Source organism: Nocardia yamanashiensis (assembly GCF_021183565.1).
In the GTDB taxonomy this organism is placed as follows: Bacteria; Actinomycetota; Actinomycetes; order Mycobacteriales; family Mycobacteriaceae; genus Nocardia; species Nocardia yamanashiensis.
The window spans coordinates 1836804-1862065 of sequence record NZ_CP089226.1 but is presented as its reverse complement, the minus strand read 5'-3'; the positions used below and the strand labels follow the sequence as shown (position 1 = coordinate 1862065).

The window sequence follows — 25262 nt, the reverse complement described above, 5'->3', positions numbered from 1 at the left end:
CGATGTTCGAATCCTGCTGTTCGCCACACGAATCCGCGCATCTGCTCCGCAGTCGCTACGGGCTACCGGTCGAGCAGGCGGATGCGGACCTATACCTGGTCAATGGATTATCGGTGGAAGCGATCGGCCTGCCCGCCGACCTGGGCCGGCTGCTGTGCGCGCAACTGGCGGACCTGCCCGCCACCCCCGCGGTCGCCGACCCCCACGACCGGCACTGGATCTTCCTCGCCTCGGCGCCGGCCCCGTTCGAGCCGGTTCCGTTGCGCTTACGGCATCTGCTGACCGCGCACCGCGCCGTGTTCCCCGGCCCGGGCACACACATCCCGGTGCCCGGTGACGACCATGTGCGGGGCTGGCATTGGGCCAGCGCGCCGCGCCCGGGACGGCTCTGTGTCCCGTCCCGCGCGGCCGTTCTCGACGCCGTCTGCCGGATCGTCCTGCATGGAGCTTGCCCGGTCTCGGCGTGATTGCCCGGGGAGCTCGGTTCACCGGGCCTCGGCTCCTGCGTTGGCGCGTGTTTCGGCGGACGTCTCAAACGATGCCGAAGGCGTGCGCCAGCGACGGCAATGCCCCCGTGTCGCCCGATACTGTGACGGCCTGCGTCTCGAGCGCGTTCGCGAGCGAACTGGTTCCGTTGTTGAGTGCGGCCAGTGTCGCGAGGTCGGTGGTGATCGCCGCCCGAGGCGACTCGGCGGCGCCTGCCCGAATCTCGAAGGAGCCGTGGGTGATCGACAAACGGAACACCTGCCCCTCGACCCGCAGTTCGTAAACACCGTCGGCATCGTCCCCGGCGGCATCGTGGTCGAACCGCGCCTCCATCGCCAGGGCAACGAGTTCGGCGTCGACATGCTGGCCGGGGGCGGGATCGCCCAGCCGGGCCAGGCCCCATCGGGAGAGTTCCAGGAACATCGGCCGCAGGGACTCACCGGCGGGGGTGAGGTGATAGACCGTCGATGCGGCCGGTGGGGGCAGGGTGGTGCGGGTGATCAGCCCGGCGGCGTCGAGTTCTTTGAGCCTTTGACTGAGCAGTCCGGTGCCGATGCCGGGAAGTCCGTCGAGCAGATCCTTGAATCGTTTGGGTCCCAGCAGCAGATTGCGCAGGACCAGTAGCGACCATCGTTCGCCGAGGAGGTCCAGCGCGACGGCGATGCCGCAGTACTGGTTGTAGGAGCGTTTGGCCATGGTCATCGAAGTCTAATCTCCTGCAGTGTGTACTTCAGAATTATGAAGTGCTAGCTTCAGATTTGTATAGCTTCGACATTTCGCGAGGACACCCATCATGGAAACCACCGCAGCGCTCTCACCCTCGAAGCAGGTCGACCCACGCGCGGAGTTCGTCGACTTCTTTCGTCGCGGCCTGGCCCAGGGCGACCGCGACCGATTCATCGAGCACTTCCTGCCGCGGATCGATTCCGATGTCGTCTACCGGCAACCGCTCTCGCGCGGAGCCCGCGGGCACGCAGGATTCCGGCGACTGTTCACCAGCGTGTTCGCCGCAGTGCCCGATTTGCACGGCACCGTTCACCGCTGGGGTCCCACCACCGACGGGGTACTCATCGAATTCACCCTGCAAGGCACCCTGGGCGGAGACCGCCTCGCAATCGACGTCGTCGATCGAATCGTGTTGCGCGAGAACAATATGGCCGCCAACAACACCTACTTCGATCCGCTGCCGCTGCTGCGCCCGTTATCGGCGCATCCGCTGCTGGCGCTGCGCCTGCTGCCGCGATTGTTCCCCACCCGCGCCGAACGCGCGCTCGACCGGACACGTCCTGTCGGCACCCGCGTCCTGGACCTGATGGCCGCCGGCCGACTCCTGCTGGCCGCGACCACTCTGCTCGCCCCGCGCCCGTTCGCAGCAGCCCTCGGCGTCACACCGACCCCCGAACTCACCTACACCACCCGGCTCTACGGTGCTCGCGCGCTGGCGATGGGGTTGGGTTTCCGCACCGGCGGCGAGACCGAACGCCGCCGCTGGCACCGACTTTCGCTCGCGGTCGACACCATCGATACCGCCTCGGGCCTGTGGCACCTGGCGCGCCGTGACGTCCCGATACGCGCGGGTCTGCCGATGGTCGCCCTCACCGGGTCCTACGCAGTGCTGGGCGGCGCCACTCTCGCCGCCGAGCCACCGCGCGTTCGGTAAGGGTGAGGCGACCTGCTTACTGCTGTGCCCGCAGCGACCAGCGGCGGACAACACACCACAGGCAGCTTGATCGACCGAAACGCGTTCCCCGACCGAGGAATCAGTGCTTCTTCTTGAAGGGCCAGGCCTGCACGATCAGGACTACGAGGGTGCCGACGACGAAGCCGATGACTGCTGAGATGGCGGTGTTGGTCAGCCAGGCCAGGATTCCGCCGATGGCGGGGACGGCGTCGCGGATTGCTTCTTCGGCGTGGTGGACCAGGTCGTAGGGGGTGTGCCAGCCGAGGGTGTCGGTGCCGGTGAGGAGGATGTGGCCGCCGACCCAGAGCATTGCGACGGTGCCGATGATGGACAGGGCCGAGAGCAGTTTGGGCATGCCGGTCACCAGGCCGCGGCCCAGGGTCTGGGCGAAGCGTGAAGAGCGTTGTGCCAGTGCGAGTCCGGCGTCGTCCATCTTGACGATCAGGCCGACTACGCCGTAGACGGCGGCGGTGATGACCACGGCGACGATGGCGAGGATGATCAGGCGGGGGAAGAAGGACTGGTCGGCGACCTCGTCGAGGGCGATCACCATGATCTCGGCGGAGAGGATGAAGTCGGTGCGGATCGCGCCGGCGGTCATCGACTTCTCGTCGGTGGGGCCGGATTCGGCGGCGTGGCCCTCGTGGTGCAGGAACCGGCCGAGCACCTTCTCGGCGCCTTCGAAGCACAGGTAAGTGGCGCCGACCATCAGGATCGGGGTGAGCAGCCACGGCGCGAACTGGCTCAGGATCAGGGCGGCCGGAAGAATGAAGACCAGCTTGTTGCGCAGCGATCCGAGGGCGATGCGCTTGATCATCGGCAGTTCGCGGTCGGCGGTGATGCCGTGTACGTACTGGGGTGTCACGGCGGTGTCGTCGATGACCACACCGGCGGCCTTGGCGGTCGCCCGGCCGGTGGCCGCGCCGATGTCGTCGAGGGAAGCAGCCGCGAGCCGGGCCAGCACGGCCACGTCGTCGAGGAGTCCGAACAGACCTGCACTCATGCCTGGCAGGTTACCGGCCCGTCACCGGCCGGGCGGACAGCGCATCGCCTCTGGATGCGGATGCGCTGCTCGGGCGGGCCGGTACGGGCACGACTGATCCCGCACCCGGCGGGTCAGATCATTTGGGACATGGCGCGGAGCTGGGCCATGACCGGTTCGCCGGGGTGGTTCTCGACGCGGTAGCGCGGCGGGTACAGACCGGGAACCGGATGCAGGTCCACGGCGGCGGCGAGGGTTTGCCAAGGGACGCCGAAGGTTTCACCGGTCGACGGATTCGTCAGGGTGACGTTGTGGGCTTGCGGAAGGAGGGTGGGAACGGTGTCGGTCCAGGGGGTGATGGTGGTTTCGGTGCCGTCGGGTTTGCGCGCGTGCAGGAGTTTGGCGGCATAGTCGTCGAGGGCGCCTTCGTCGAGTTCGGCGCGGAGGGTCTCGTACTGCTGTCCGTAGACGTTGGCGGCGAGAAGGGATTCGGCGGCTCGGATGTCCTTCCAGGCCGGATGGTCTCGCGGCACCTGGTAGGGGGTGAGGCGACCGGCAGCGTCGAGGGTGTACGGGACGGGCGAAACTTGGCGAACCGACTGGTCGAAAAGTTCTCGGGCGGTGGTCACCAGATGCACGACGTGCTGTGCCGAGAATTCGGCGCCCACCAGGACGCCGGTGTTACCTGCGATGAACACGATGGGACGGGCACCCGCGCGAGCGCCGATACCGGCCAGCCAACCGGGGACCAGCGGCAGCGAGCCCGCGTATTGCTCGCCATCGGAATCGGGGAGGTAGAGGATGCCGCCGCGAGCGTTCGGGTCGTAGCGGGCGACCGTGTCATGAGCGAAGGCATTCAGATTGGATTGTGCGGCGGCGAAGACGGTTTCGGCGTCCACTCCCCACTCGGCCAACTGGCTGGGGTGCACTTTGCGCATGGCAGAGGGCTCATCGAGGACGATGGTCTCCATGAGGCAGGGCAGCGCCGGACGCCACAGGATGTGATCGCCCGCGCGCATCCCCTCGATACGAATGGACAGCTCACCGGCCTGGCGGATGAGCGGCCGGAGTTTCCCCGACGCGGCGGCCCAACTGCTGGGCGGCTCGATCGGCCCGCCCGCGTGACCGGAAGTGACGAAATCGAACAGCAGATGCGCGGCCTCACGCGGCGAGACGTCGGCGCACCGGCGGAAGACGGTGGTCAGGTTCATCCACCCGCGTTCACCGTCATGTGTCACGTAGGCGATCTCGAACTTCTCGACATCGAAATCGGCTGCGGCGATGGCGGATTGCGCCCGCACCATCGACAAGGCTTGTGCACCGAATTCGGCCCGCCGCGCCTGCTCACGCTTCGCGGAGCCGAACTTCCCACCCCAAAAACTCATGCGCCAGAATCTAGCTGACACACCAAGCGGTTGCTCGACAGAGGGCGGATTGCGTCGCTCCCGGACCGCGAGCCCCGCCCGGGTGATACTGCTGGGCGTGAGCAGCACCGATAACGACGATCAGGTTCCGGCGTGGGCGCGACGCACGGAGGGCGAATCACGTTGGGCGGCCACCGTCGCCATGGTGGGGTTTCTGGTGTTGCAGTACTACATGCCCGCGCAGCTGACGCCGGGACCGCGCTGGCTGGTGCCCGCACTCGGGCTCTGCGTGATCGTGGTGCTGGTCGTCGGCGCGCCGCTGCGGCTGGATCGGGAGGAGCGCTGGCTGCGCAACGCCGGGCTGACCCTGATGGCGCTGCTCGGATTCGCCATGATCTGGGCGGTGATTCAGCTGGTACACGGTTTGATCAGCGGTACCATCTCGGGCGATCCGGCGGGGCTGCTCGGCTCCGGCGTCGCGGTGTGGCTGTCGAATGTGCTGGTATTCGCGCTCTGGTATTGGGATTTCGATCGCGGTGGCCCGGCCGCTCGCGCGCACGCCCGCAAACCGTATCCGGATTTTCTGTTCGTCCAGATGCAGAATCCCGAAGTCGCGCCGCCGGATTGGGAACCCCAGTTTCCCGATTACCTGTACCTGTCTTTCACCAACGCGACCGCGTTCAGCCCCACCGATGTGATGCCGATGTCGTGGTGGGCCAAGCTGACCATGATGGTGCAATCGGGAATCGCCCTGGTCACCATGAGCCTCGTCATCGCGCGTGCGGTCAATGTGCTCAAGTGAGCACTTCGCTCAGCCGAGTCGCGGGCGGGCGATCAGGCCCCGATCGAGCGCGACGACGACCGCGTGCGTGCGATCGCGGGCATCGAGTTTGGCGAACACCCGCAGCAGGTGGGTTTTGACGGTCGCCTCTCCGATCACGAGCCGCCTGCCGATCTCGGCATTGGACAGCCCGTCGGCCACCGCCTCGAGCACTTCCTTCTCACGCGAGGTCAACGTGACGGGCGCGGGTCGGCGCATCCGCGAGACCAGGCGCTGGGCGACACGCGGCGCGAGTACCGTCTCACCGCGGGATGCGGCGTGGATGGCTTCGACCAGCTGATCACGTGAGGTGTCCTTGAGCAGATAGCCGATGGCTCCGGCTTCGACGGCGCGCTCGATGTCGGCGTCGGTGTCATAGGTGGTGAGGATCAGCACGCGGGTGCCGGTGCGGGCGGCGATCGCGGCGGTCGCGGCCACCCCGTCGAGTTCGGGCATGCGCAGATCCAGCAGCGCCACATCGGGTTGCACGCGTTCGACGAGCTCGATCGCGGCGCGGCCGTCATCGGCTTCGCCGACGATCCGCACGGTCGGCTCGGATTCCAGCAGCGCGACGACACCGGCGCGCAGCACCGTGTGATCGTCGGCGATCACCAGGCGAATCGGTCTTTCGGTCATGTCACACCCGCGCATTCAGGGGAATCGTCGCCAGCACCCGGGTCCCCTCGCCCGCCGTGCTGGTGATGGTGAGTTCGCCGCCGAGTTCGGCGAGCCGTTTGCGCATGCCGTCGAGGCCGAAGCCGCGCGCGGCCGCCGGATCGAAACCTCGTCCGTCGTCGGTGATCTCGAGCTCGACCCCGTCCGGACGCCGGGCGAGCACGACGCCGACCGTGCGGGCGCCGGCGTGCTTGCGCACATTCGCCAGCGACTCCTGCGTGCAGCGCAGCAGCGCGATCCTGGTCGGCTGATCGCATTCCAGATCGGGCAGTTCGGAATCGACGGTCAGCCCGGTGTCCTCGCCGAACCTGTCCACGGTGCGGCGCAGCATGTCCGCGACCGCGGCGACGCTGCGATGCGCATCGGAGCCGACGAGTACCCGTGCCTCCGTGAGGTTTTCACGCGCGGTGCGCTCGATGGAACGCAACTGTTCGGCGGCCCGGTCCCGATCGGCGCCGAGGTTGTCGCGCGCCGCCTGCGCGAGCACGATGATGGAGGCGAAACCCTGCGCCAGGGTGTCGTGGATTTCCCGGGCGATCCGTTCGCGTTCGTCCATCGCGCCCTGGAGTTGATGCACCCTCGCCAATTCGGCTTGGGCGCGTGCCAATTCGACAGCCAGTTTCCGCGCGCGCTCGTCGCTGTGCCGGACGATCCGATGCAGCAACAGCCCGACCAGGATGCCGCCGGCACAGCCGAGCACGGTGAAAACCACATTGCCGGTCCACATTTCCTGCCGGACCACGGCCCCGGTGAGGCTGGCCGCTCCGCCGGCCACGGTGAAGCCGACCGCGCGCCGGGCGCTCGTGGCATGGATCCAGAACTGCGGCAGCGAGACGATGAACAGGGCGGCCCCGCCATGCAGCAGATACGACATCGCACCCAGCACCAGGACGAGCACGCCGAGGAAGATCTCGGGACGCAGCAGCGGAGTACGCCGGAGGGTGGGTATCCAGGCGAGGGCGAGCAGGCACACGAGCGCCGATGTCGTGTACTTGACCGCCGCCTCGCGATCCCATACCGCGATCAACGGCGGGATCAGGCCGAACGATGTCCACACGACCAGGTACCAGCGATGCAGTATCCGTGTCCGGAACCGGTCCTCGGCCTGCGGTTGATCCATTCCGATCAGCCTACTTTCTGCCATGCGCGGTCACCGACGTCACGCGTGCGCCCGGGCAGGCGCGAAGGCCACCAGGTGCGGTCGCCGAGCAGCAGCAGGAGCGCGGGCAGCAGCAGGATCCGAATGACGAAGGCGTCCAGCAGCACCGCGATCGCGAGGGCGAAGCCCATCTGCTTCATCTCCATGATGTGCAATGGGACGAACGCCGCGAATACGGTTGTCATGACGAAGGCAGCGCAGGTGACCACGCTCGCCGAACCCCCGATGCCGTCGAGCACGGCCTGCCGCATCGGTGATCCGCTCCGCCGGGCTTCTTCGATGCGGCTGAGCACGAACACCTGGTAGTCCATCGACAGCCCGAACAGGATGACCAGCAGCAGTAGCGGCACCCGGGAGCCGATGGTTCCCGTCGAGTGGAAATCGAGCAGGCGTTCGGCCCACGTGTGCTGGAAGGTCACGGTGAGCAGCCCGAGCGCGGCCCCGGCCGACAGCAGGTTGAGCACGACGCCGACGAGCCCGAGGACGACCGACCGGAACGCCCAGATCGTCAGCGCGCAGGTGGCCAGCAGCAGCGCGCCGACGACCCACGGCAATTGGCGTTTCTGATGCTCCGGATAATCGGCATAGCGGGCGACATCACCGGTCACGGCCGATTCGGCATCGGGGAGCGCACCCACGGTGGCGGGTACGTACATATCGCGCAGCCGCTCCAGCGATGCCAGCGCCGCCGGGTCGCTCACGTAGTGCGGCACCGCCAATTCCAGCATGGCGACCCGATGATCGGGCGAGAAGCGCAACTCGGAGGTTCCGGCCAGCGCCGGATCCGACTGCGCACGCCGGGCCAGCTCCGACAGTGCCCCGGTCACCTGGTCGAACCTCTCGTGCCCGGCGGTGACCACGACCTGATGCATCGATTTCAGTTCCGGGAAAGCTCGATTCAACCGATCGAACGTCCGCATGGCGGCGATACTCCGCGGATGGGTCTCCCGCCCCATATCGGACAGCTCGAGTCCGAGCAGCGGCGCCGTCGCACCCAGCAGTGCGAGCACCGAGACAGCCAGGGCCGCGGCGGGTTTACGAGCGACGAATCCGAGCATCGCGCCCGTGATCCGCCCGGGCCGATGCCAGCGGGAATCGATCGCGCTGTGCTGTCCGCGGCGATCGGATCGCGCGCCCAGCAGCACCAGCAGCCCCGGCAGGACCGTCAATGAGCCGAGCACGGCGACCAGGGTGACGAGAATCGTGGCGGTGGCGATCGAGGAGAAGATCACGTCGTCGGCCAGAAACATTGCCGCGCTGGAGATCGCGACCGCGAACCCGGAGATCATGACCGCCCGGCCCGAGGTGGCCGCGGCCAGTGCGACGACGGCCGCCGCGTCCAGTCTGCCGCGGGCGCGAGCGCGCTCTTCGCGTTCCCGCTTCAGATAGAACAGGGTGTAGTCGACGCCCACCGCCATCCCGATCAGCAGAATGATGTTGGTGCCCACGCCGTTGTCGGGCACCAGATGCGATGCGGGCATGGACAATCCGATGGCCGCGGCGATCGCCGAGATCGCCAGCAACGGCGGCACCAAGGACAAGGTCACCGAGCGGAAGACGACCAGCAGCGTCAGCAGGGTGAGCGGCAGCGCGATCAGCTCGGTACGTGACAGATCGCGACCGCGCAGTTCCTCCACGCCCCGGCTGATCGACGGTCCGCCGGTCTCCTCCACCAGCAGGTCCGGGTATGCGGCCTGCACCTGCGCGGTCTGCGCGCGCAGCGGCCCGACGTGCTTCTTGCCGTCGAGTTCGACGCCCGCCATGACGACGTCGACACGCACCACCGCACCGTCGCGCGAATACTGGGGCGCGCCAACCGATTCCACTTCCGGCAAAGCTCGCATCCGGTCGCTGACCGCACGCACCGCCGCCGCGACGGCGGCTGTATCCGGCTCGGCCCCGGGCCGCGCCGCGATGAGCACCCGCTCGAGGGCACGCTGTTGCAGTCCGCCTTGCGCGGCCATGGCCTCGCCGCGCCCGGCTTCCCCGACTCGGAAATCCTCGGTCCCCGCGGCCTTCCCACCGATCGCGAGTCCGATCCCCACACACAGCACCACCAAGAGCAGCCAGCTCACGATCGCCCACCCGGGGTGCCGAATACTCCAACGAGCCAAACCAATCGAGCGATTACGCATGGGATGAATCTTGTTCATCGCGCGACATCGCCGACAGCCGCTACCGGTGGAACCTCGGGTCCACCGATCAGTGGATCCCGCCGAATCCCGTCCGGCCGGCGCGCCGATCCATGCGCCGGCCTACCTCGGAATCGAACTCCGCGACGTGGCTTTCGAGCAGATCACGCTCGACCGCCGGATTCAGCGGTTGATCCACATATCGGCCACCACCAGCACCACCGCCGCGGCCACCAATCCCGCGGCTAGCAGGATGGATTGACCGATGGTGGCGCAAATGCCCGCCGCCATGAACAAACCCATCACCGGCAACCAGACGAAGACGTCGGGCGCTCCGAGCGCCCGCTTCTTGCTCGCCGCTCCCCCGCCCTGACCCGCGCGCCCGGTTTGCGAACGTCGCGCCGTAGTAGTTCTTCCCTGTGTACTCACCCGCGCGACAATACAATTGACCGCCCGCCCGCGCGCGCCCAGGGGCGGATCGGGCGGACGTTCTCACGATGATCTCAGACAGCCGGCCGCGATTCGCTGACCAGCCAACGCCCGTCGAACTGTTCTTCCAGCTCGAGCACCAGGGTGAGCGGCACCAGATGCGAATCCGGAATGTCGACGGTCCACTGCTGCTGTTTCACCGAGGCCAGCACCTCGGCCTTCTTACCGTCCAGCGCGGTGATGCCGCAGTGGCTTTCGACGGCGGCGCTGCGCACGAACTGCCCGCCGATCCAATCGCGCAGCCCGGCGGTGGAATTGGTGAATTCCTGCTGCCAGACACCGGTGGAGGCGTTCTGCACGGCGCTGAAATACCGTTCCGGATCGGTGAAGTCGTAGCTGGTCAGCGTGACGGTGTAGTCGCAGGCCGCTTTCAGCGCGGCGGCGCGGCGGGTGTCGGCCTGTTTGGCGTCCGCGACCTGCTTGTGCTGTTCGGCGATGGTGTGCGCGCGTTCGTCGGCGGTGTCCTGCGCGCTGCTCGCCCGCATGCCGTAGAACGCGGTTCCGGCGATGCCGAGCACCGCCAGCACGCCCGCGGCAATGAGGGGCGTGCGCGATCCCGCGGATCGTTTGGACTCGTTGAGGAACGGCGGCGGCACGGCGGGCGCGTAGTCCGGAATCGACGGAACCGTCACCGACTTCGTGCTGGAGCGCTGCGACGGTTTCGGATGCTCACCGGCCGTGGCCTGCGCACCCTCACCGGGGTTGGACATGAATGTACCCTTCTGAATCGTGATGGCTCGCATGGTATCCCGTGCGGGCTACCGGACGGGTGCCCAGTCGCATAGACCGGTATCGGGCGAGCGAATTCGACGATCGCGAAGGAACGGCGGTTACGAAGCCGGGCGGGCCGGGCGCGGGGGCAATGCGCAGCAACCGGGCGTGCAGGGCGCACCGTTGACGGTGCAGCCGAGACCGGTGACCGCGCTCAGGCGGGCCGGAGCGGCATCGGACAGGTACTCCTGGACCAGGTCCGCGACCAGGCGCGCGAACCGCGGGTCCGGGCCGGGGGTGGCGGCGCGGGCGAAGGCGATGTCGAGTTCGGCGGCGCGCTGGGCGGCCTCGTTGTCGAGGTCCCAGATCACTTCCAGGTGATCGGAGACGAACCCGACCGGGCACACCACGACCGCGTCCACGTCCTCGGCCGCCAGCGCGTCCAGGTGATCGACGATGTCGGGCTCCAGCCACGGAATCCGCGGCGGCCCGGACCGCGACTGCCACACCAGGTCGTGGTCGGCGAAACCGGTTGCGGCGGCGACCAATCGAGCCGCCTCGGCGACCTGGCGGCTGTAGAGATCCTGCTCCTGCGGCGGGCCGGACGCGTGGTCGGCCGACACCGGGATGGAATGCGCGGTGAAGACCAGCCGGGCGCGTGCCCGCCGGTCCGCGGGTAGTTGCGCCACCGCCGCCCGCACGGCATCAGCGAACGCCTCGATCAGCAGCGGATGATCGAAGTACTGCCGCAGCTTGGTCAGATCGGGCGCGTCCGCCACCGCGTCACGCGCCCGCGAAATGTCCTCGTGGTATTGCAGGCACCCCGAATACCCGCCCCACGCGGAGGTCGGGAACACCAGCGCCGAGCGAATCCCGTCCGCGCGCATGCGTTCCACGGTGTCCTCCACCATGGGATGCCAATTGCGATTGCCGAAATACACCGGCAGATCCCAACCGCGCGCGGCGAATTCGGCCTCGACCGCCTTGATGATCTCCAGGTTCAAGGCATTGATCGGCGATACCCCGCCGAAGTGCAGATAGTGTTCCGCGACTTCGGCGAGCCGCTCCGGCGGGATGCCCCGGCCCCGAGTGACGTTCTCCAGGAACGGCATCACGTCCTCGGGGCGTTCGGGACCGCCGAAAGACAGCAGTAGCAGCCCATCCACTTCGTGCGCAGTGGACTCGACAGCCACTGTGTCCTCCTCGAATCAGTTGGCCGCGAAGCCGTTTTCCGGGAACCAGGTGTTGTGGCTGGCGCCGCCGTCCACGTAGATGATGGAACCGGTGGTGCCCGGCAGCCAATCCGAGAGCAGCGTGACGATGGACTTGGCCACCACCGTCGGGTCGTCCACGTCCCAGCCGATGGGCGAGGCGCCGTCCCAGTACTCGTTGAGCATGTTCAGCTGCTTGGCGTCATCGGTGGCGGTGCCCGCGATGGCCTTGGCGGCGAGGGTCTTGATCGGGCCGGCCGCGATCAGGTTCGAGCGAATCTTCTTGGCCTCGCCCATTTCCCGCGCCACATAGCGGTTCACGGACTCGAGCGCGGCCTTGGCCACGCCCATCCAGTTGTAGAACGGCATGGCGGTGCGCGGATCGAAGTCCATGCCCACGATGGAGCCGCCCTCGTTCATGACCGGCAGCACGGCGCGCGCCAGCGAGGCGTAGCTCCAGGCCGAGATCTCGAACGCCTTGGCCGCGTCCGGGCCGGGCGCGTCGAGGAAGTTGACCGCGTCCGGGCCCATCAGGGTCTTGGGCGCGAAGGCGATGGAGTGCAGCACGCCGTCGATGCCCTCGGGCGCCAGCTCCCGCACCTTGTCGGCCAGCTCCGAGAGGTTCTCCTCGCTGGTGATGTCCAGACCGATGGCCGGCGGCACCTCCTGCGGCAGGCGCTTGGCGATCCGGTCGATCAGCCGCAGCCGCTCCGGAATACCGGTGATGATCACCTTCGCGCCCTGCTCCTGCGCGACCGCGGCCGCGTGGAAGGCGATGGAGGAATCGGTGATGATGCCGGTGATGAGTACGGTCTTGCCTTCGAGCAATCCACCCATGAGTTGGTCGGTTCTCCTCTTTGAAAGGGACAGGGAGTGCGCGGGTAGGGCAGAGCCTAGTGGCCCATGCCCATGCCGCCGTCGACCGGGATGATCGCGCCGGAGATGTAGGAGGCGTCGTCGCCGACCAGGAAGCTGACCACGCCGGCCACGTCCTCGGCCTGGCCGATCCGGCCCGCGGGGATGAAATCGAGCGCGGTCTTGCGCATTTCCGGGGTCATCTCGTCACGGGTCATATCGGTGTCGATGAGACCGGGCGCGACCACGTTCGCGGTGATGTTGCGCTTGCCGACCTCACGGGTGATGGCGCGGGCCATACCGACCAGACCGGCCTTGGCCGCCGCGTAGCTGACCTGCGCCGGGGCGCCGATCTGCCCGACCACCGAGCCGAGGAAGACGATGCGCCCGAAACGGTGCTTGAGCATATTGCGGTTGGCGCGCTGCGCGACTCGCCACGCACCGGTCAGGTTGGCGTCGATGACCTTGTTGAACGATTCCTCGCTCATGCGCATGAACAGCACGTTGTCGACGATGCCCGCATTGGCCACCACGACCTCGATCGGACCCTGGTGCGCTTCGACCTCGGTGAACGCGCGATCGACCGATTCGGCATCGGTCACATCGCATTTCACGCCGAAGAGTCCCTCCGGCACCCCCGAACCGCGGTGGGTGACGGCAACCTTGTGTCCATCGGCGAGCAGACGCTGTGCGACCGCGAGCCCGATGCCGCGGTTGCCGCCCGTAACCAGTACCGACCTGGAAGAGTTCGACATGCCGTAGAACTTAACCGGTGTCGGCCGGGATGCCCACATTGGGTCAAGATCACATTCGGCATTGGAACAAAAACGACGAATGCCCGAAACCACCCGGCCGAGGTCGGGTAGCGTCGGGCATTTTCGCGTCCGCGGATTACGGAATGCGCTGGCGCAGTATCAGTCCGGAACCGACACCGGCGGCGACCAGCAGGCCCGCCAGGAGCATCCAGGGGCGGCTGGCGTCGCCACGGGTGTTCTCGTAGCCGATCTGCTCTTCCAGGGTGTCGTAGACGGCGTTCAATTCCTCCAGGCTGGAGGCCGTATAGAACTCGCCGCCGGACAGTTTGGCGATCTCGCGCAGCGAGTCGTCGTCGACAGGGACCTTGACGCGCTGCGAGCCCTTGCCATCGGAATCGGGGATCTCGACGGTGCCCCAGGTGGTGCCGAACGAAATCGTGGACACCGGAACGCCTTTGCTCTTGGCCAGGCGCGCCGCGGTGAAACCGTGACGGGGATTGTCGACGTCGTTGTCGGCGGGCACCGTCTGCTTACCGTCGGACATCAGGACGATGCGGGCGGGAGGCGGGGTCTCCGCGCCGCCCAGCACCGAAGCCAGGGTGTCGATGGACTGCAGGGCGGTCAGGATGCCTTCACCGGTGGCGGTGCGCTCGGCCAGTTTGATGTTGTCGATGGCCGCCTTCACCGCTTCGCGATTGGTGGTCGGCGACATCTGCACCGAGGCCGTGCCCGCGAAAGTGACCAGGCCCAGGTTCACGCCCGGGGTCAGGCCGTCGGCGAATTCCTTGGCCGCCTTCTGCGCCACCTGCAGGCGGCTCGGCGGCACGTCGGTGGCCTCCATTGACAGCGACACGTCCAGCACCAGCACCACGGTGGCCCGGTTGCGCGGCACCTTCTTGGCCTCGGTCGGACCGGCGGCGGCGATGGTGAAACACACCAGCGCGGTGAGCAGCAGCGCGATCGGGATGTGCCGCCACGGCTTCGGCCCGGCGGGGGCCACGCGCTCCAGCTGCTCCATATTGCTGAAACGCAGCATCTGCTTGTGCCGCCCGCGCTGGACCAGCACGTACACCAGGGCGATGGCCGCGATCACGGCCAGGAACAGGAACCAGACATACGAAGTGAAGCCAGTAATACTCACTGCCGCGGTACCTGCCGGGTGGTCGAGGCGCCGAAGGTGTGGCGCCGGGCGGACACGAATCGCACCACATCGGTGATCCAGTCCCGATCGGTGCTCAGGGTCATCACGGGCGCACCGCAACTGCGCAGCGCACCCTCGACCTGCTGGCGATGCAGGCCGGCGGCGCGCGCGTAATCGGCGCGCAGCTGCGGGGTCACGCTGAACTCGCGGGTGCGGCCGGTCTCCGGATCGTGCAGCACCACATCGCCGAGGTCGGGCAATTCCAGATCGCGCGGATCCAGGATCTCGACGCCGAGCAGATCATGGCGGCCGGAGATGGCGCGCAGCGAACGCTGCCAGTCGATATCGCCGAGGAAATCGGAAATGATCACGGCCAGACCGCGTTTGCGCTGCGGACGGCGCAGCGCCTCGATGGCCCCGCGCAGATCCCCGCGCACCCCGTCACGAGCGTGCGGCGTGGTGGCGATCTTGCGCAGCATGGACTGGGCGTGCACACGGCCGCTGTGCGCCGGAATACGGATCAGCTGTTCGCCATTGGCGACGACCGCGCCGATCCGGTTACCGCCGCCGCTGGTCAGATGCGTGACCGCGGCGGCCGCGGCCACCACCAGATCCCGCTTCTGGCACAGGCCGGTGCCGAAGTCGAGGCTGGCGGACAGATCCACCACCAGCCAGGTCTCCAGCTCCCGGTCGGCGATCATCTGGCGCACGTGCGGATGCGTGGTGCGCGCGGTCACCGACCAATCCATCTGGCGCACATCGTCACCCGGCTGATACATGCGGGCGTCACCGGGCTCGGAGCCCGGGCCGGGAATCAGGCCCAGATGGTCACCGTGCAGCACCCCGTCCAGGCGGCGGCGCACGGTGAGCTCGAGGGTCTTCAAGGCGGCGGACAAACGCGGATCACTCAGCTCACCCGCCCGGAAGGAGGGCGGGCGGTGCGGTGAACCGCCGGACACGGGATTCGTCACGGGCGCAACCGGATCCGAATCTCGTCTCACTTGGCCTGCGGCTGGCCGGGCACGCCCGGAAGCTGACCGTTCGGCGGCTGCGGGATGCTCTGCTGCGGCGGCTGCGGGATCCCGGGCGCACCCTGCGGGACGCCGTGCGGGCCCATGGCGGGCGCGGCGGCCTGCGGCGCGGCGGGCATCGGAGCGGCCGGGGCGGCGCCGGTCGGGGCGACCGCCTGCGGGGCCACCTGCGGCAGGCCGACGGTCTGCAGCACGCGGCGGATCACCTCGTCGGGGGTGATCTCGTCGGCGAGCGCGTCGTAGGACAGCACCAGGCGGTGGCGCAGCACGTCCGGGATGACCTCCACGACGTCCTGCGGGACCACGTAGTCGCGGCCGCGGATCAGCGCCACGGCGCGCGCGGCGGCGATGATGCCGAGGCTGGCGCGCGGCGAGGCGCCGTAGGAGATCCAGCCGGCCACATCGTGCAGGCCGAAATCGGCGGGCTTACGGGTGGCGGCGATGACGCGCACCACGTAGTCCACCAGCGCGTGATGCACGAAGGTGTTGGCGGCCAGCTGCTGCAGGCGCACCAGCTCGGTCGGCTCCAGCACCCGCTTGGGCTCCGGCGGGGTCACGCCCATCCGGTAGATGATCTCGCGCTCTTCCTCCACCGACGGGTAGTCCACGACCACCTTGAACAGGAAGCGGTCGCGCTGCGCCTCGGGCAGCGGGTACACGCCTTCGGATTCGATCGGGTTCTGAGTCGCCATGACCAGGAACGGATTCGGCATCGGGTAGGTCTTGCCGCCGATCGACACGTGCCGTTCGGCCATCACCTCGAGCAGCGCCGACTGCACCTTGGCGGGCGCGCGGTTGATCTCGTCGGCGAGCACGAAGTTCGCCACCACCGGACCGAGTTCGGTGTCGAACTCCTCGCGGCCCTGCCGGTAGATACGGGTACCGACGAGGTCGGTAGGCACCAGGTCGGGCGTGAACTGCACACGAGAGAAGCTGCCGCCCACCACTTTCGCGAAGGTCTCCACGGCGAGGGTCTTGGCGATACCCGGCACACCCTCCAGGAGCACATGTCCCCGTGCGAGCACGCCCACGAGCAGTCGCTCCACCAGGCGATCCTGGCCGACGATCACCCGCTTGACTTCGTAGATCGCCTTTTCCAGCGTCTGGACATCGCGCTCGAGGGTGCTGGAAACGGGAGCCGGCGTATCCGATTTCGCCATCGTCGCCCCACTCACACCATCAGTCGAAGTCACCCAACATCCCCGCTTTCGCCTTGGTCTCTGTGCGTGCTGCCACAACTATTCCAGGTATCTGCCGTAATTGCCGCACCTGGTTGGGATCAGCCGCCCTGGTTCGCAGTCTGCCAGTCTCATTCCAGCAAACGATCGATGGCCTCCGCGACGGGCGTGGTGCCGTCGGTCAGCTCGACGATCACCCGGTTCAATTCGGGGCGATGCAGGGCCGCGGCCAGGAACGCGGCGACGTCGTCGCGGGCCACGTCCCCGTATTCGATGGCCGGACCCGCGGTGACCAGGCCGTTTCCGGGTTCGTTGCGCAGCGTGCCGGGACGCACGATGAGCCAGTCCAGTTCGGTGCGGGACAGATACACATCGGCGGTCTTCTTCACCCGCATGTAGTGCTCGAAACCCTCGCTGGTGTCCCGGTCGCGGCCGGCGTCCGGGAAGACCGAGACCAGCAGAAATCGCGACACTCCGGCGAGCCGGGCGGCGTCGGCGGCTTTCTCCAGGCCTTTTCCGTCGATGAGGGTGGTCTTGTCCATGCCGGTGCCGTGCGCGCCCGCGGAGAAGACGACGGCGTCGTGGCCGCGGAATTTTTCGGCCAGTGCATCGATGCCGTCGGTGATGAGATCACCCGTGACGGGGGTCGCGCCGGAATCGGTGATGGTGTCGGCCTGATCGGGATTGCGGTGCATACCGGTGACTTCGTCGCCGACTTCGGTCAGCAGGGCGGCCAAACGACGGCCGATGCCGCCCGCGGCGCCGATCTGGAAGACCTTCACGAGCAACTCCTCCGGGTAGTTTCGCTGTCAAACGAACAGTTTGGGGGACGAATGGACGAGGACGCGGGACGACGCCCCAAGGGGCTGGGAAAACGCGCGTGGGTGACCACGAAACTGGTGCGCCGGGTCTTGCGCGGGCTGGCGTGGTCGCGGTTCGTGCACGTCACGGTGATCGGACGCGAGTCGGTGCCGGCGCACGGGCCGGTGATCGTGGCCAGCAATCACATCTCGATGCTCGACGCGGTGTTCCTGTGGGGTGCGCTGCGGCGGCGCGCGATCGCCATCGCCATGGCCGAGTTGTGGTCGTGGCCGGTGGTGGGCTGGCTGGTGCGACGGCTCGGGCAGATTCCGGTGGTGCGCAAGGACAGTGCGTCGGGGCAGGCGGCGATGACGCAGGCGGAGACGATTCTGCGGCACGGCGGGGTGCTGATCATCTATCCGGAGGGGCGGCTGGTCGGGCCCGGGGAGCACGAACCGTACAAGCCCGGGGTGGCGAAACTGGCGCTGGCGACCGGGGTTCCGATCGTGCCGGTGGGGACGTGGGGCACCGACCGGGTGCTGCCCATGCGGCGGGTGCGCGGGGACGGCAAGGCGTTCGACCGCAGTCAGCGGGTGCGGATTCACTTCGGCGCGCCGCTGGATCCCGCCGAATTCGATGATCCGGACAAGCTGCTCGAGGTCCTGCGGTCGCGGATCGAGGAATTGAGTTCAGGCGAGCCCGGTGAGAGCGCGTAGCGCGGTGTGCGAGGGCGTGTCCGGTTCGGCGCTGTAGACGACCACCGCCCGCGCGCCCGGATCGGCGGGCAGGGTGAGGAATTCGTAATCCAGGTGCAGGTCACCGGCGCGCGGATGCTGTAGGTGGTAGCGGCCGTGGGCGATATCGGTGACGTCCTGGGTGTCCCACATGTGGCGGAATTGTTCGCTGGTCGCCGTCATCTCCGAAAGCAGGGCGCGCAGGACCGGATCGGCGGGGCGGGCGGCGGCGCGCAGGCGCAGGTAGGTGACGATCTGGCGCGCCACCCGCGGCCAGACCGGTGCGCACAGCGCGCGGACGGCGTCATGGCGGAAGACCAGGTGGGCCCAGGTGCGTTCGGGGCCGGGGATATTCGCGAAGTCGATATCGAAGACGGTGGCGGCGGCGCGGTTCCAGCCCAGGATGTCGGTGTGATGCCCGACCACGTAGGCGGGCGTGGGGTCCAGGGCCTCGAGCATCTGGGTCAGGCGCGGGCGCAGCGCCGGACCCGGTGCGGCCGTTTCGGTCCGGGGCGGGCGCGCCAGGTTGTAGAGGTAGTCGCGTTCGTCGGGGTCCAGGCGCAGCGCCGTCGCCACCGCATCGATCACCGCGTCCGAGACATTGTCCAGACGGCCGCGTTCGAAGCGGATGTAGTAGTCGACGCTGATGCCGGCCAGCTGCGCCAGTTCCTCCCGGCGCAGGCCCGGCACGCGTCGGCGGTCCCCATACGGGACCAGGCCGACCTGATCCGGGCGCAGCCGGGCCCGCCGGGTGCGCAGGAACGCGCCGATCTTCGGGATCTCCTCCACGGTCGGCCATCTTAAAGGGGGCCTGACAGACCCCGGGTGGCGTGGACCCGGGGCGAAACAGGGTGCTCCCGAGGGACTTCCGGATCGCCGAGGCTGGATGCCGAGGCCGCTACCGGCCATCGCTCGGCTAACTCGGAAGGAACCCGGAATCCATGCAGCGCGCATTGCTCGTGATCGACGTACAGAACGAATACATCGGGGGCGGACTGCCCATCGCCTATCCGCCGCTCGACATCAGCCTGGGCAATATCGGCGCTGCCATGGACGCGGCGGCGCGGGCCGGGATCCCGATCGTCATGATTCAGCATGCCGCTCCCCCGGAATCACCGCTGTTCGCGGTCGGCAGTGCGGGTTTCGCTCTGCATCCGGTGGTGGCGGAGCGGCCGTACACGGTCTTGCTGGAGAAGAGGCTGCCGTCCAGTTTCACCGGGACGGGGCTGGCGGAGTGGCTGACCGAGCGCGGGATCGACACGGTGGTGATCGCCGGGTACATGACGCAGAACTGCGACGAGTCCACCGCGCGCGATGCCGTGCACCGGGGGTTCGCGGTGGAGTTCCTGGCCGATGCCACCGGGACGCTCGGGATGGCCAATGAGGCGGGGAATGTCGGTGCCGAGCAGTTGCACGAGGCGGTGCTGGTGACCTTGCAGTCGCGATTCGCCGCGGTGTGCACGACCCGGGAGTGGATCGAGGCGATCGCGGGCGGGCCGGAGCCGGTGCGGTCGAATATCTTCGCCAGTACCGCCGCGGCGCGGTCGTGAGCGGGGAAATACTGCACATTCCAGTCGGTTTGGATCTGGCGGCGGTGGCGGTCGGGGCGGTCGGCGGGGCGGCCGCGGCGACCGTGCGGGCCGCCGCCGAGCGGATCGACGTGCTCGGCGTGGTCATCGTCGGATTCGTGACCGGGCTCGGCGGGAGCTTGCTGCGCGATGTGCTGCTGGGCGCACCGCCCGCCGCCCTGCGCAGCGACCGCTATCTGCTGGTTACGGTTCTCGCGGCCGGTGCGGGAATGGTCTTCGCGCACTTGGTCGTTCGCGTGGAGATTGCGGTGCTGCTGCTGGACGCGGTGTCCATCGGGCTGTACCTGACGCTCGGGATCACCAAAGCCGAGCACGCCGGGCTGCCGGTGGGCAGCGCCGTACTGGTCGGACTGGTGGCGTGCAGCGGCGGTGGACTGCTGCGCGATCTGCTGCTCGGCGACCCGATCGGCCTGATTCGCGTCGGATCCTGGTACGTCACAGCGGCTTTGGGCGCGGCCGCGATATTCCTGCTCGCCCGGCCGTGGTCCGGATCACTCGCCGCGACCATCGCGGCGGTGGTCGTAGCCGCCGGCCTGCGCATACTCGCGCTCGGGCGCTCCTGGACGAGTCCGCTTGCCCGGCCGGTTATTCCGCCCGTCTTGACTGATCGGAATCAAAGTGATTCGATTTGAATCACTATGGTTCCAGTGAATCACCCCGAAGAGGGCGCGACCGACGCCGCGGCAGTTGCCGCGAATCCGGTTGCGCCCGAGTCTCACCCACGGGTGCGGCTCGGTGGTGAGCTACGCCGCCTACGCGACCTGGCCGGGATCTCCGGCCGGGAACTGGCCAAGCGGGTCGGAATCAGCCAGTCCACGCTCTCGCGCATCGAAGCGGGTCATGTGGTCCCGTCGCTACCGCAGGTGCTGGACTGGGCGCGCGAGGTCGGCGCCGAACCGGAATCCCAGCACGCGCTACGCACTCTCACCGAAGCGGCGCATTCGCCCGAGGTGCACGACTGGGCGGCCTCGCTCGCCGGCCGCCCACACCTACAGGACGACATCCGCGAATTCGAGGAAGACGCGCACCTGGTGCGGAACTTCCAGCCGTCGCTGATCCCGGGGCTACTACAGACCGCCGACTACGCACGGCGGGTGTTCGCGAATTTCGATCCCCCCTATTCCAAAGAAGACCTGGCGGCCGCGCTCGCCGCGCGCCTGCATCGGCAGCTCGTGCTGTACGACACCGCCAAACGGTTCGAATTCCTCATTACCGAAGCGGCACTGCGCTTCCGGCCCGGCCCCCATCGGGTGCTGCTGGCCCAGCTCGATCGGATCATTTCCATCGAGACCCTCGATACGGTCACCATCGGCGTGATTCCGCAGGATATCGAGGCGTGCACCACGATTCCGCACGGTTTCGTCATTTACGAGAACGAGGACAACGCGCTCGCGTCGGCGGAACCGATCCCGGGGAACATGGTTTCCCGAGGCCCCGAACAGGTCGACGCCCATCGACGCCGCTGGGACGCATTGACGCGAATGGCCTTGTTCGACACCGACGCCCGCGAATTCATTGCCGCACTCCGGGCCGAAATCCTCCGCATGTCCATCACTTGACCTGATTCACGCGGCTGTACGAGGGGTCGGCCGCACGAGGGGTGGTGGTGTCGCAGCGAATTCGCTGCGACACCACCTGCCTCACAACAATCCGAAATCGAATTCGCCGGCGCGTACGCCCGACACGAATGCCCGCCACTCCGATCGCGTGAACCACAAGGTCGGGCTGTACCGATCCTTGGAGTCACGCAACGCGATCCGGCCGTCGTGGTACGCGACCTCGACGCAATCGCCGCCGCCGTAACTGAAGCTGCTCTTCGCAAACCTCGGGCCGCCGCGATGCTCCCCGCGAATCTTGTTGCCGTTCATGGCATTCATTCCTTCCCCCGGAGGGCCACTCCCCATGACCCTGCACGTGAATCGCTTACGACACACACAGTGATATCCGAACCGGCGGCTGCGCAACTGAATTCGCCCGGGCCCGCCCGCCGGCGCACCGAATTTCCCATGTACGCAACTCTACGGCGACCCACCGACAAGAAAGATCACTCGACGCGGCCACCGCGCAGGGCGGCTTCCTTCCGATCAGCGGGCCGCTCCGGCGGATCCACGGGCGCCGGATCAGCGACTCCCTGGCTATCGCCCTGCGTTACCAGTTCGGAAATGAGCGGCAGCTTCGACATCACGAAGTCCACGCCGGGATTGACGATGCCGCGCAGCAGCGACAGGATCGACCACTGGCTGGGCGCGATGATCTGCGCGGACCGCTGCTCGATGCCGCGAATCAGCGCCTCCGCGCCCTGCTCCGGGGTGAGGTGCTGATTCAACGGCCATGGCACCAAACCGGTTCCGCGCACTCCGAGCGGGTCGGTGTCGACCTCGAAACGCACCATGTCGGTGTCCACGAACCCGAAATAGGCGACCGTGACGCTCGCCCGGTGTGGCGCGAGCTCCACCCGCAGCGCCCGCCCGAACTGTTCCACCGCGGCCTTGCTGGCCGCGTACGGGGCCACGAACGCACCCTGGGTGAACGCGTAGATGGACGACACCAGCGAGATGTGACCGCGCGTCTCGAGAATGTGCGGCAGCGCCGCGTGCGCGGTGTAGTACGCGCCCAGCAGGTTGACCCGCACCACCTTCTCGAACTCCTCCGGCGGCATGGCGCGCACCGTGGCCAGCCGCGCCGTCACCCCCGCATTGGCCACCACCACATCCAACCGCCCGAATCGCTCGACGGTTGCCGCCACCGCCAACTCCACCGCCGCCCGATCCCCCACGTCCGCCCCCAGCCCGAGCACCCCGTCCCCCAAGCTCGCGGCCACCTTCGCCGCGTTCTCACCATCCCGTCCGATAATCGCGACCCGCGCCCCGCGTTCCCGCAGCGCCCGCGCGGTCGCCAACCCGATCCCCCGGGTCCCCCCGGTCACCAGCGCCACCTTGCCGTTCAATTCCAATCGGCCCATCGTCAATGCTCCTCTCCGGCTTTCGAACCGGTCCGGAAGACATCGCCGCTGATCGCCACCGAATCCCACAGTCCATTCCTTCAGAACCCGAATCCTAGAGCGCCGCAATACATTCCGCAGCACCCCCGACAATTCGCCAGCCCGACGGTCCGATTCGATTTTTCGACAACCCCGCCATTCCCACCCCGGTTCCCCGCAAACCCACAACCCCCCGATTACCGTATTCGCCATGGATTCGCTGGTGCAGCGACTACTCGCCTTCCCCTCAGCCTGGACCTACGCCGTAGTCGCCCTCCTGGTCTTCTCCGAGGAGGCAATGGTCCTCGGCCTCCTGGTCCCCGGCGACACCGGAGCGATCCTGGCCGGCGCAGCCGCCGGCCAAGGCCACCTCGGCCTCCCCCAAACCCTCACCCTGGTAATCGCCGCCGCCATCATCGGCGCCGCCACCGGCTACCTCCTCGGCCGCCGCTACGGCACCCGAGTCCTGGAATGGACCATCCTCCAGCGCTACCGCACCCAATTGGACCGAGCCGGCCTTTTCCTCCAGACCCACGGCGCCTGGGCCATCCTCTTCGGCCGCTTCAGCACCTTCTTCCGCACCATGCTCCCCCAACTGGTCGGCATGTCCCCCATGCCCTTCCGCCGCTTCCTCCTCGCCACCGCCGCAGGCGCCATCCTCTGGGGCTCCGCCCTGGTCACGGCCGGCTACCTGCTCGGCCAATCGGTCACAGCCATCGCCCACCAGGTCAACTCGGACCTCATCATCGCCCTCCCGATTGTCGCAATCCTCGCCCTGATCTACTGGAAATGGCACAAACACCGCCACGCCGCCACTGAACCGATCCAGTAGTCACTGCAGTGTCCCGGTCTCGAGTGAATTCAACGCTGCAACGATCGCCTGTTCCTCGTATTCGAAGTGTGATGCCGGCTCAGAGCTCCACAGAAATCGAGGCAATGGGCGCGAAGCTGCTGCGCCAAGCCCGGTTCCGGCGCGTTGACCGATTCGACAGTTACGCGGGGGTTCTTCCGGAGATTGTGGAACCAGGCCGGGTGGCGCGGCTATCACAAGCGGTCACAGTGCGCCGCGCTGGTAGCGTCCGGGGCGTGGAGACATTCAGTGATGCTTTGACGTCTCTCGCTCGGGGGAGCCTGCGCGGAGCCATGGAACAATACGATGCTTTCTCGCAAGCGATTCCGCTGGGACATACCCGTGTGGACGCGGAGGTGGCCAAGGTGTGGATCGGGGGGCGGGAGTTCGGGCGGTCGGGGCATTTGGGGTCGTTTGCGGAGGACGGGACGTTTCTGTGGGCGTGGGCGAACGATCAGCTGCGGGGGTGGGCGGGGACGGAACATGCGAATCGGCTGCGGGAGATCGGCGTTCGGAATGAGGTGCCGGAACTGACGAGTGCGCTGGTTGATTTGAATCGGTTCGAGGATCCGTGGCTGGCGGCTGATCAGCTGGCGTTGCTGGCGCAGGCGGTGCTGGGTGTGCGGGGGATGACTAAGTTCAATCATGGTGGGCGCGCGTACACCTATTTGATGATCGATGACGAGTCGGTGCCGGTGGCGGTGGCGGATCCGGAGCGCAGTGCCATTTTCGAACGGGCCGCCGGCGAATTGTTGCGTGGCACGACCGAGCGGGTGATCAATACCGGTGGCCGGGCTCCGCGCGGGGCCACTCCCGGTTTCATTCCCGATTCACTACTGCCCGTGCTCGCGCCCGGGGCAGCCATCGCTATGGGGATGAGCGGCGTCCTGCTCGATGCCGAGCCCGCTCTCGCCGAACTTCCCCAGCGCCAACCGGTCTGGGATCGCGCCTCCGGCCGCTTCTGCTACGCCGGACGGCCCGATTTGACCTTCGAAGCCGCCGAAATCGGCCACTTCGATACCCAGCGCCAACTCTGGGAATGGTCCGATTCCGCTTTCCAGGGCGTCGATACCCTTCGCGCGATCGCTACCCAGCACGAGGCCGATCACCTGGCCGCCCAACAGGTTCCGCTGCACAGCCAGGAGAAGCCCGCCAATATCGCGAACCTGCTGGCTGCCGCGGCGGTCCACCGCGGCGGAGCGGTCGGCTGGCTGTTCGCTCCCACCGCGACCGGCTACGTCAACCTGGCCCTCACCGATCCCCGCATCTCGGCGCGCGGCACCGACCCCGACCACGCCTGCGCGATTCTCGAGAACGCCGCCGACATGCTCCATCCGCTGACCCGTGCCAACAATCGCTATCCGACCATGCGGGCCATGGTCTCGGGTTTCCTCGAATACCACGGTCTGCCGATGCTTTACGTCGGCGAACCGTATTTCACCGGCGCGATGTTCGGCCTCTACGAATTGCGTGCCGAATACGGTTCAGAAGGTGGCCTCATCCGCACCCATTACGACATCATGGGTGCGCTCGGCACGCGCGGCTGATCGGGATATCAGCCGTAGACGGCGGCGCGCTCGCTGCGGATCGAATATCTCAGCAGCGCTGCGCATTTCGATCCAGCGGGGTCAGCCTAGC

The 25262-nt window shown here is 67.6% G+C and carries 27 protein-coding genes and 1 pseudogene; 9 read left to right on the top strand and 19 right to left on the bottom strand.

Annotation, left to right across the window (positions count from 1 at the left end; translation table 11 throughout):
- Positions 1 to 2 precede the first annotated feature (2 nt).
- The gene (locus LTV02_RS08940) at positions 3 to 467 is read left to right on the top strand and encodes a hypothetical protein (RefSeq protein ID WP_233039529.1); all 465 of its coding nucleotides are present in this window, start codon (positions 3 to 5) and stop codon (positions 465 to 467) included.
- A 64-nt stretch (positions 468 to 531) separates the two neighbouring features.
- Here the strand turns inward: LTV02_RS08940 and LTV02_RS08935 are convergent, their stop codons facing one another.
- Complete coding sequence (locus LTV02_RS08935; RefSeq protein ID WP_233039528.1) at positions 532 to 1188, bottom strand: winged helix-turn-helix transcriptional regulator; 657 nt, start codon at positions 1186 to 1188, stop codon at positions 532 to 534.
- Between the two features lie 91 nt (positions 1189 to 1279).
- On the opposite strand from LTV02_RS08935, the gene LTV02_RS08930 reads away from it, so the two are divergent.
- Positions 1280 to 2146, top strand: a complete 867-nt coding sequence (locus LTV02_RS08930) for a nuclear transport factor 2 family protein (RefSeq protein ID WP_233039527.1) — start codon at positions 1280 to 1282, stop codon at positions 2144 to 2146.
- A gap of 100 nt (positions 2147 to 2246) precedes the next feature.
- On the opposite strand, the gene LTV02_RS08925 is transcribed toward LTV02_RS08930, so the two are convergent.
- Together LTV02_RS08925 and LTV02_RS08920 are read right to left on the bottom strand one after the other, a co-directional pair.
- Positions 2247 to 3170: a DUF808 domain-containing protein gene (locus LTV02_RS08925; RefSeq protein WP_233039526.1), complete on the bottom strand. Its 924-nt coding sequence runs from the start codon at positions 3168 to 3170 to the stop codon at positions 2247 to 2249.
- Positions 3171 to 3283: 113 nt separating this feature from the next.
- A complete protein-coding gene (locus tag LTV02_RS08920; protein WP_233039525.1) occupies positions 3284 to 4534 on the bottom strand; it encodes a hypothetical protein in 1251 nt (416 codons plus the stop codon).
- Between the two features lie 97 nt (positions 4535 to 4631).
- Here LTV02_RS08920 and LTV02_RS08915 point away from each other — a divergent pair, with 97 nt between their 5' ends.
- A complete protein-coding gene (locus LTV02_RS08915; RefSeq protein ID WP_233039524.1) occupies positions 4632 to 5315 on the top strand; it encodes a hypothetical protein in 684 nt (227 codons plus the stop codon).
- A gap of 9 nt (positions 5316 to 5324) precedes the next feature.
- Here LTV02_RS08915 and LTV02_RS08910 read toward each other — a convergent pair whose 3' ends face one another.
- The 12 genes from LTV02_RS08910 to LTV02_RS08855 all read right to left on the bottom strand — a co-directional run bounded on the left by LTV02_RS08910 (position 5325) and on the right by LTV02_RS08855 (position 17452).
- Entirely contained in the window at positions 5325 to 5969 is a 645-nt protein-coding gene (locus LTV02_RS08910; RefSeq protein ID WP_233039523.1) for a response regulator, read from the bottom strand.
- A 1-nt stretch (position 5970) separates the two neighbouring features.
- Entirely contained in the window at positions 5971 to 7128 is a 1158-nt protein-coding gene (locus LTV02_RS08905; RefSeq protein ID WP_233039522.1) for a sensor histidine kinase, read from the bottom strand.
- A gap of 5 nt (positions 7129 to 7133) precedes the next feature.
- On the bottom strand, positions 7134 to 9242 hold the full coding sequence (locus LTV02_RS08900) for an MMPL family transporter (protein WP_233039521.1): 2109 nt from the start codon (positions 9240 to 9242) through the stop codon (positions 7134 to 7136).
- A 240-nt stretch (positions 9243 to 9482) separates the two neighbouring features.
- On the bottom strand, positions 9483 to 9728 hold the full coding sequence (locus tag LTV02_RS08895; RefSeq protein ID WP_233039520.1) for a hypothetical protein: 246 nt from the start codon (positions 9726 to 9728) through the stop codon (positions 9483 to 9485).
- Positions 9729 to 9802: 74 nt separating this feature from the next.
- Positions 9803 to 10498 (bottom strand): hypothetical protein, encoded by a 696-nt coding sequence (locus LTV02_RS08890; protein ID WP_233039519.1) that lies wholly within the window; start codon positions 10496 to 10498, stop codon positions 9803 to 9805.
- A gap of 120 nt (positions 10499 to 10618) precedes the next feature.
- Positions 10619 to 11611 (bottom strand): ferrochelatase, encoded by a 993-nt coding sequence (locus tag LTV02_RS08885; RefSeq protein WP_233041530.1) that lies wholly within the window; start codon positions 11609 to 11611, stop codon positions 10619 to 10621.
- A gap of 96 nt (positions 11612 to 11707) precedes the next feature.
- Positions 11708 to 12547, bottom strand: coding sequence for an NADH-dependent enoyl-ACP reductase InhA (gene inhA / locus LTV02_RS08880; protein WP_067707998.1), 840 nt, complete (start codon positions 12545 to 12547; stop codon positions 11708 to 11710).
- A gap of 56 nt (positions 12548 to 12603) precedes the next feature.
- Positions 12604 to 13320 (bottom strand): 3-oxoacyl-ACP reductase FabG1, encoded by a 717-nt coding sequence (gene fabG1 / locus LTV02_RS08875; RefSeq protein ID WP_067707995.1) that lies wholly within the window; start codon positions 13318 to 13320, stop codon positions 12604 to 12606.
- Between the two features lie 136 nt (positions 13321 to 13456).
- A complete protein-coding gene (locus LTV02_RS08870) occupies positions 13457 to 14461 on the bottom strand; it encodes a VWA domain-containing protein (protein WP_233039518.1) in 1005 nt (334 codons plus the stop codon).
- The gene (locus LTV02_RS08865; RefSeq protein ID WP_067707990.1) at positions 14458 to 15432 is read right to left on the bottom strand and encodes a DUF58 domain-containing protein; all 975 of its coding nucleotides are present in this window, start codon (positions 15430 to 15432) and stop codon (positions 14458 to 14460) included. Before LTV02_RS08865 ends, LTV02_RS08870 begins: the two co-directional genes overlap by 4 nt.
- Positions 15433 to 15458: 26 nt before the next feature.
- Entirely contained in the window at positions 15459 to 16652 is a 1194-nt protein-coding gene (locus tag LTV02_RS08860; RefSeq protein WP_233041529.1) for an AAA family ATPase, read from the bottom strand.
- Between the two features lie 149 nt (positions 16653 to 16801).
- A complete protein-coding gene (locus LTV02_RS08855; protein WP_233039517.1) occupies positions 16802 to 17452 on the bottom strand; it encodes an NAD(P)-binding oxidoreductase in 651 nt (216 codons plus the stop codon).
- Positions 17453 to 17503: 51 nt separating this feature from the next.
- Here LTV02_RS08855 and LTV02_RS08850 point away from each other — a divergent pair, with 51 nt between their 5' ends.
- Positions 17504 to 18187 (top strand): lysophospholipid acyltransferase family protein, encoded by a 684-nt coding sequence (locus tag LTV02_RS08850; RefSeq protein WP_067707984.1) that lies wholly within the window; start codon positions 17504 to 17506, stop codon positions 18185 to 18187.
- On the opposite strand, the gene LTV02_RS08845 is transcribed toward LTV02_RS08850, so the two are convergent.
- On the bottom strand, positions 18161 to 18994 hold the full coding sequence (locus LTV02_RS08845; RefSeq protein WP_233039516.1) for a helix-turn-helix domain-containing protein: 834 nt from the start codon (positions 18992 to 18994) through the stop codon (positions 18161 to 18163). The genes LTV02_RS08850 and LTV02_RS08845 overlap by 27 nt on opposite strands.
- A gap of 152 nt (positions 18995 to 19146) precedes the next feature.
- Between LTV02_RS08845 and LTV02_RS08840 the strand changes: the two genes are divergently transcribed.
- Genes LTV02_RS08840 through LTV02_RS08830 form a run of 3 tightly spaced genes read left to right on the top strand, consistent with a single transcriptional unit; the run spans position 19147 to position 21353 of the window.
- The gene (locus LTV02_RS08840; protein WP_233039515.1) at positions 19147 to 19755 is read left to right on the top strand and encodes a cysteine hydrolase family protein; all 609 of its coding nucleotides are present in this window, start codon (positions 19147 to 19149) and stop codon (positions 19753 to 19755) included.
- Positions 19752 to 20426 carry a trimeric intracellular cation channel family protein gene (locus tag LTV02_RS08835; protein ID WP_233039514.1) on the top strand — a complete coding sequence of 225 codons (675 nt, stop codon included), beginning with the start codon at positions 19752 to 19754 and terminating at the stop codon, positions 20424 to 20426. The genes LTV02_RS08840 and LTV02_RS08835 overlap by 4 nt, the downstream gene beginning before the upstream one ends.
- 15 nt (positions 20427 to 20441) lie before the next feature.
- A complete protein-coding gene (locus LTV02_RS08830) occupies positions 20442 to 21353 on the top strand; it encodes a helix-turn-helix domain-containing protein (RefSeq protein WP_233039513.1) in 912 nt (303 codons plus the stop codon).
- 81 nt (positions 21354 to 21434) lie between these two features.
- Here LTV02_RS08830 and LTV02_RS08825 read toward each other — a convergent pair whose 3' ends face one another.
- Both LTV02_RS08825 and LTV02_RS08820 read right to left on the bottom strand, forming a co-directional pair.
- A complete protein-coding gene (locus LTV02_RS08825; RefSeq protein WP_067707974.1) occupies positions 21435 to 21662 on the bottom strand; it encodes a DUF397 domain-containing protein in 228 nt (75 codons plus the stop codon).
- Positions 21663 to 21838: 176 nt separating this feature from the next.
- Positions 21839 to 22756: a short-chain dehydrogenase/reductase gene (locus tag LTV02_RS08820; RefSeq protein WP_233039512.1), complete on the bottom strand. Its 918-nt coding sequence runs from the start codon at positions 22754 to 22756 to the stop codon at positions 21839 to 21841.
- 229 nt (positions 22757 to 22985) lie between these two features.
- Between LTV02_RS08820 and LTV02_RS08815 the strand changes: the two genes are divergently transcribed.
- Positions 22986 to 23606: a DedA family protein gene (locus LTV02_RS08815; RefSeq protein WP_233039511.1), complete on the top strand. Its 621-nt coding sequence runs from the start codon at positions 22986 to 22988 to the stop codon at positions 23604 to 23606.
- 29 nt (positions 23607 to 23635) lie between these two features.
- Here the strand turns inward: LTV02_RS08815 and LTV02_RS39590 are convergent.
- Positions 23636 to 23767 (bottom strand): annotated as a pseudogene (locus LTV02_RS39590) (hypothetical protein); the annotation flags it as partial.
- On the opposite strand from LTV02_RS39590, the gene LTV02_RS08810 reads away from it, so the two are divergent.
- Positions 23711 to 25171: a DUF6882 domain-containing protein gene (locus LTV02_RS08810; RefSeq protein WP_233039510.1), complete on the top strand. Its 1461-nt coding sequence runs from the start codon at positions 23711 to 23713 to the stop codon at positions 25169 to 25171. The pseudogene LTV02_RS39590 and the gene LTV02_RS08810 overlap by 57 nt on opposite strands.
- Positions 25172 to 25262 lie beyond the last annotated feature (91 nt).

Excerpts from the sequence above, each read along its gene's own strand:
- LTV02_RS08940 (WP_233039529.1), top strand. The coding sequence starts at position 3 with ATGTTCGAATCCTGCTGTTCGCCACACGAATCCGCGCATCTGCTCCGC.
- LTV02_RS08935 (WP_233039528.1), bottom strand. The coding sequence starts at position 1,188 with ATGACCATGGCCAAACGCTCCTACAACCAGTACTGCGGCATCGCCGTC.
- LTV02_RS08930 (WP_233039527.1), top strand. The coding sequence starts at position 1,280 with ATGGAAACCACCGCAGCGCTCTCACCCTCGAAGCAGGTCGACCCACGC.
- LTV02_RS08925 (WP_233039526.1), bottom strand. The coding sequence starts at position 3,170 with ATGAGTGCAGGTCTGTTCGGACTCCTCGACGACGTGGCCGTGCTGGCC.
- LTV02_RS08920 (WP_233039525.1), bottom strand. The coding sequence starts at position 4,534 with ATGAGTTTTTGGGGTGGGAAGTTCGGCTCCGCGAAGCGTGAGCAGGCG.
- LTV02_RS08910 (WP_233039523.1), bottom strand. The coding sequence starts at position 5,969 with ATGACCGAAAGACCGATTCGCCTGGTGATCGCCGACGATCACACGGTG.
- LTV02_RS08905 (WP_233039522.1), bottom strand. The coding sequence starts at position 7,128 with ATGGATCAACCGCAGGCCGAGGACCGGTTCCGGACACGGATACTGCAT.
- LTV02_RS08890 (WP_233039519.1), bottom strand. The coding sequence starts at position 10,498 with ATGTCCAACCCCGGTGAGGGTGCGCAGGCCACGGCCGGTGAGCATCCG.
- LTV02_RS08885 (WP_233041530.1), bottom strand. The coding sequence starts at position 11,611 with ATGCCGTTCCTGGAGAACGTCACTCGGGGCCGGGGCATCCCGCCGGAG.
- inhA (WP_067707998.1), bottom strand. The coding sequence starts at position 12,547 with ATGGGTGGATTGCTCGAAGGCAAGACCGTACTCATCACCGGCATCATC.
- fabG1 (WP_067707995.1), bottom strand. The coding sequence starts at position 13,320 with ATGTCGAACTCTTCCAGGTCGGTACTGGTTACGGGCGGCAACCGCGGC.
- LTV02_RS08860 (WP_233041529.1), bottom strand. The coding sequence starts at position 16,652 with ATGGCGAAATCGGATACGCCGGCTCCCGTTTCCAGCACCCTCGAGCGC.
- LTV02_RS08850 (WP_067707984.1), top strand. The coding sequence starts at position 17,504 with ATGGACGAGGACGCGGGACGACGCCCCAAGGGGCTGGGAAAACGCGCG.
- LTV02_RS08840 (WP_233039515.1), top strand. The coding sequence starts at position 19,147 with ATGCAGCGCGCATTGCTCGTGATCGACGTACAGAACGAATACATCGGG.
- LTV02_RS08825 (WP_067707974.1), bottom strand. The coding sequence starts at position 21,662 with ATGAACGGCAACAAGATTCGCGGGGAGCATCGCGGCGGCCCGAGGTTT.
- LTV02_RS08820 (WP_233039512.1), bottom strand. The coding sequence starts at position 22,756 with ATGGGCCGATTGGAATTGAACGGCAAGGTGGCGCTGGTGACCGGGGGG.
- LTV02_RS08815 (WP_233039511.1), top strand. The coding sequence starts at position 22,986 with ATGGATTCGCTGGTGCAGCGACTACTCGCCTTCCCCTCAGCCTGGACC.
- LTV02_RS08810 (WP_233039510.1), top strand. The coding sequence starts at position 23,711 with ATGGGCGCGAAGCTGCTGCGCCAAGCCCGGTTCCGGCGCGTTGACCGA.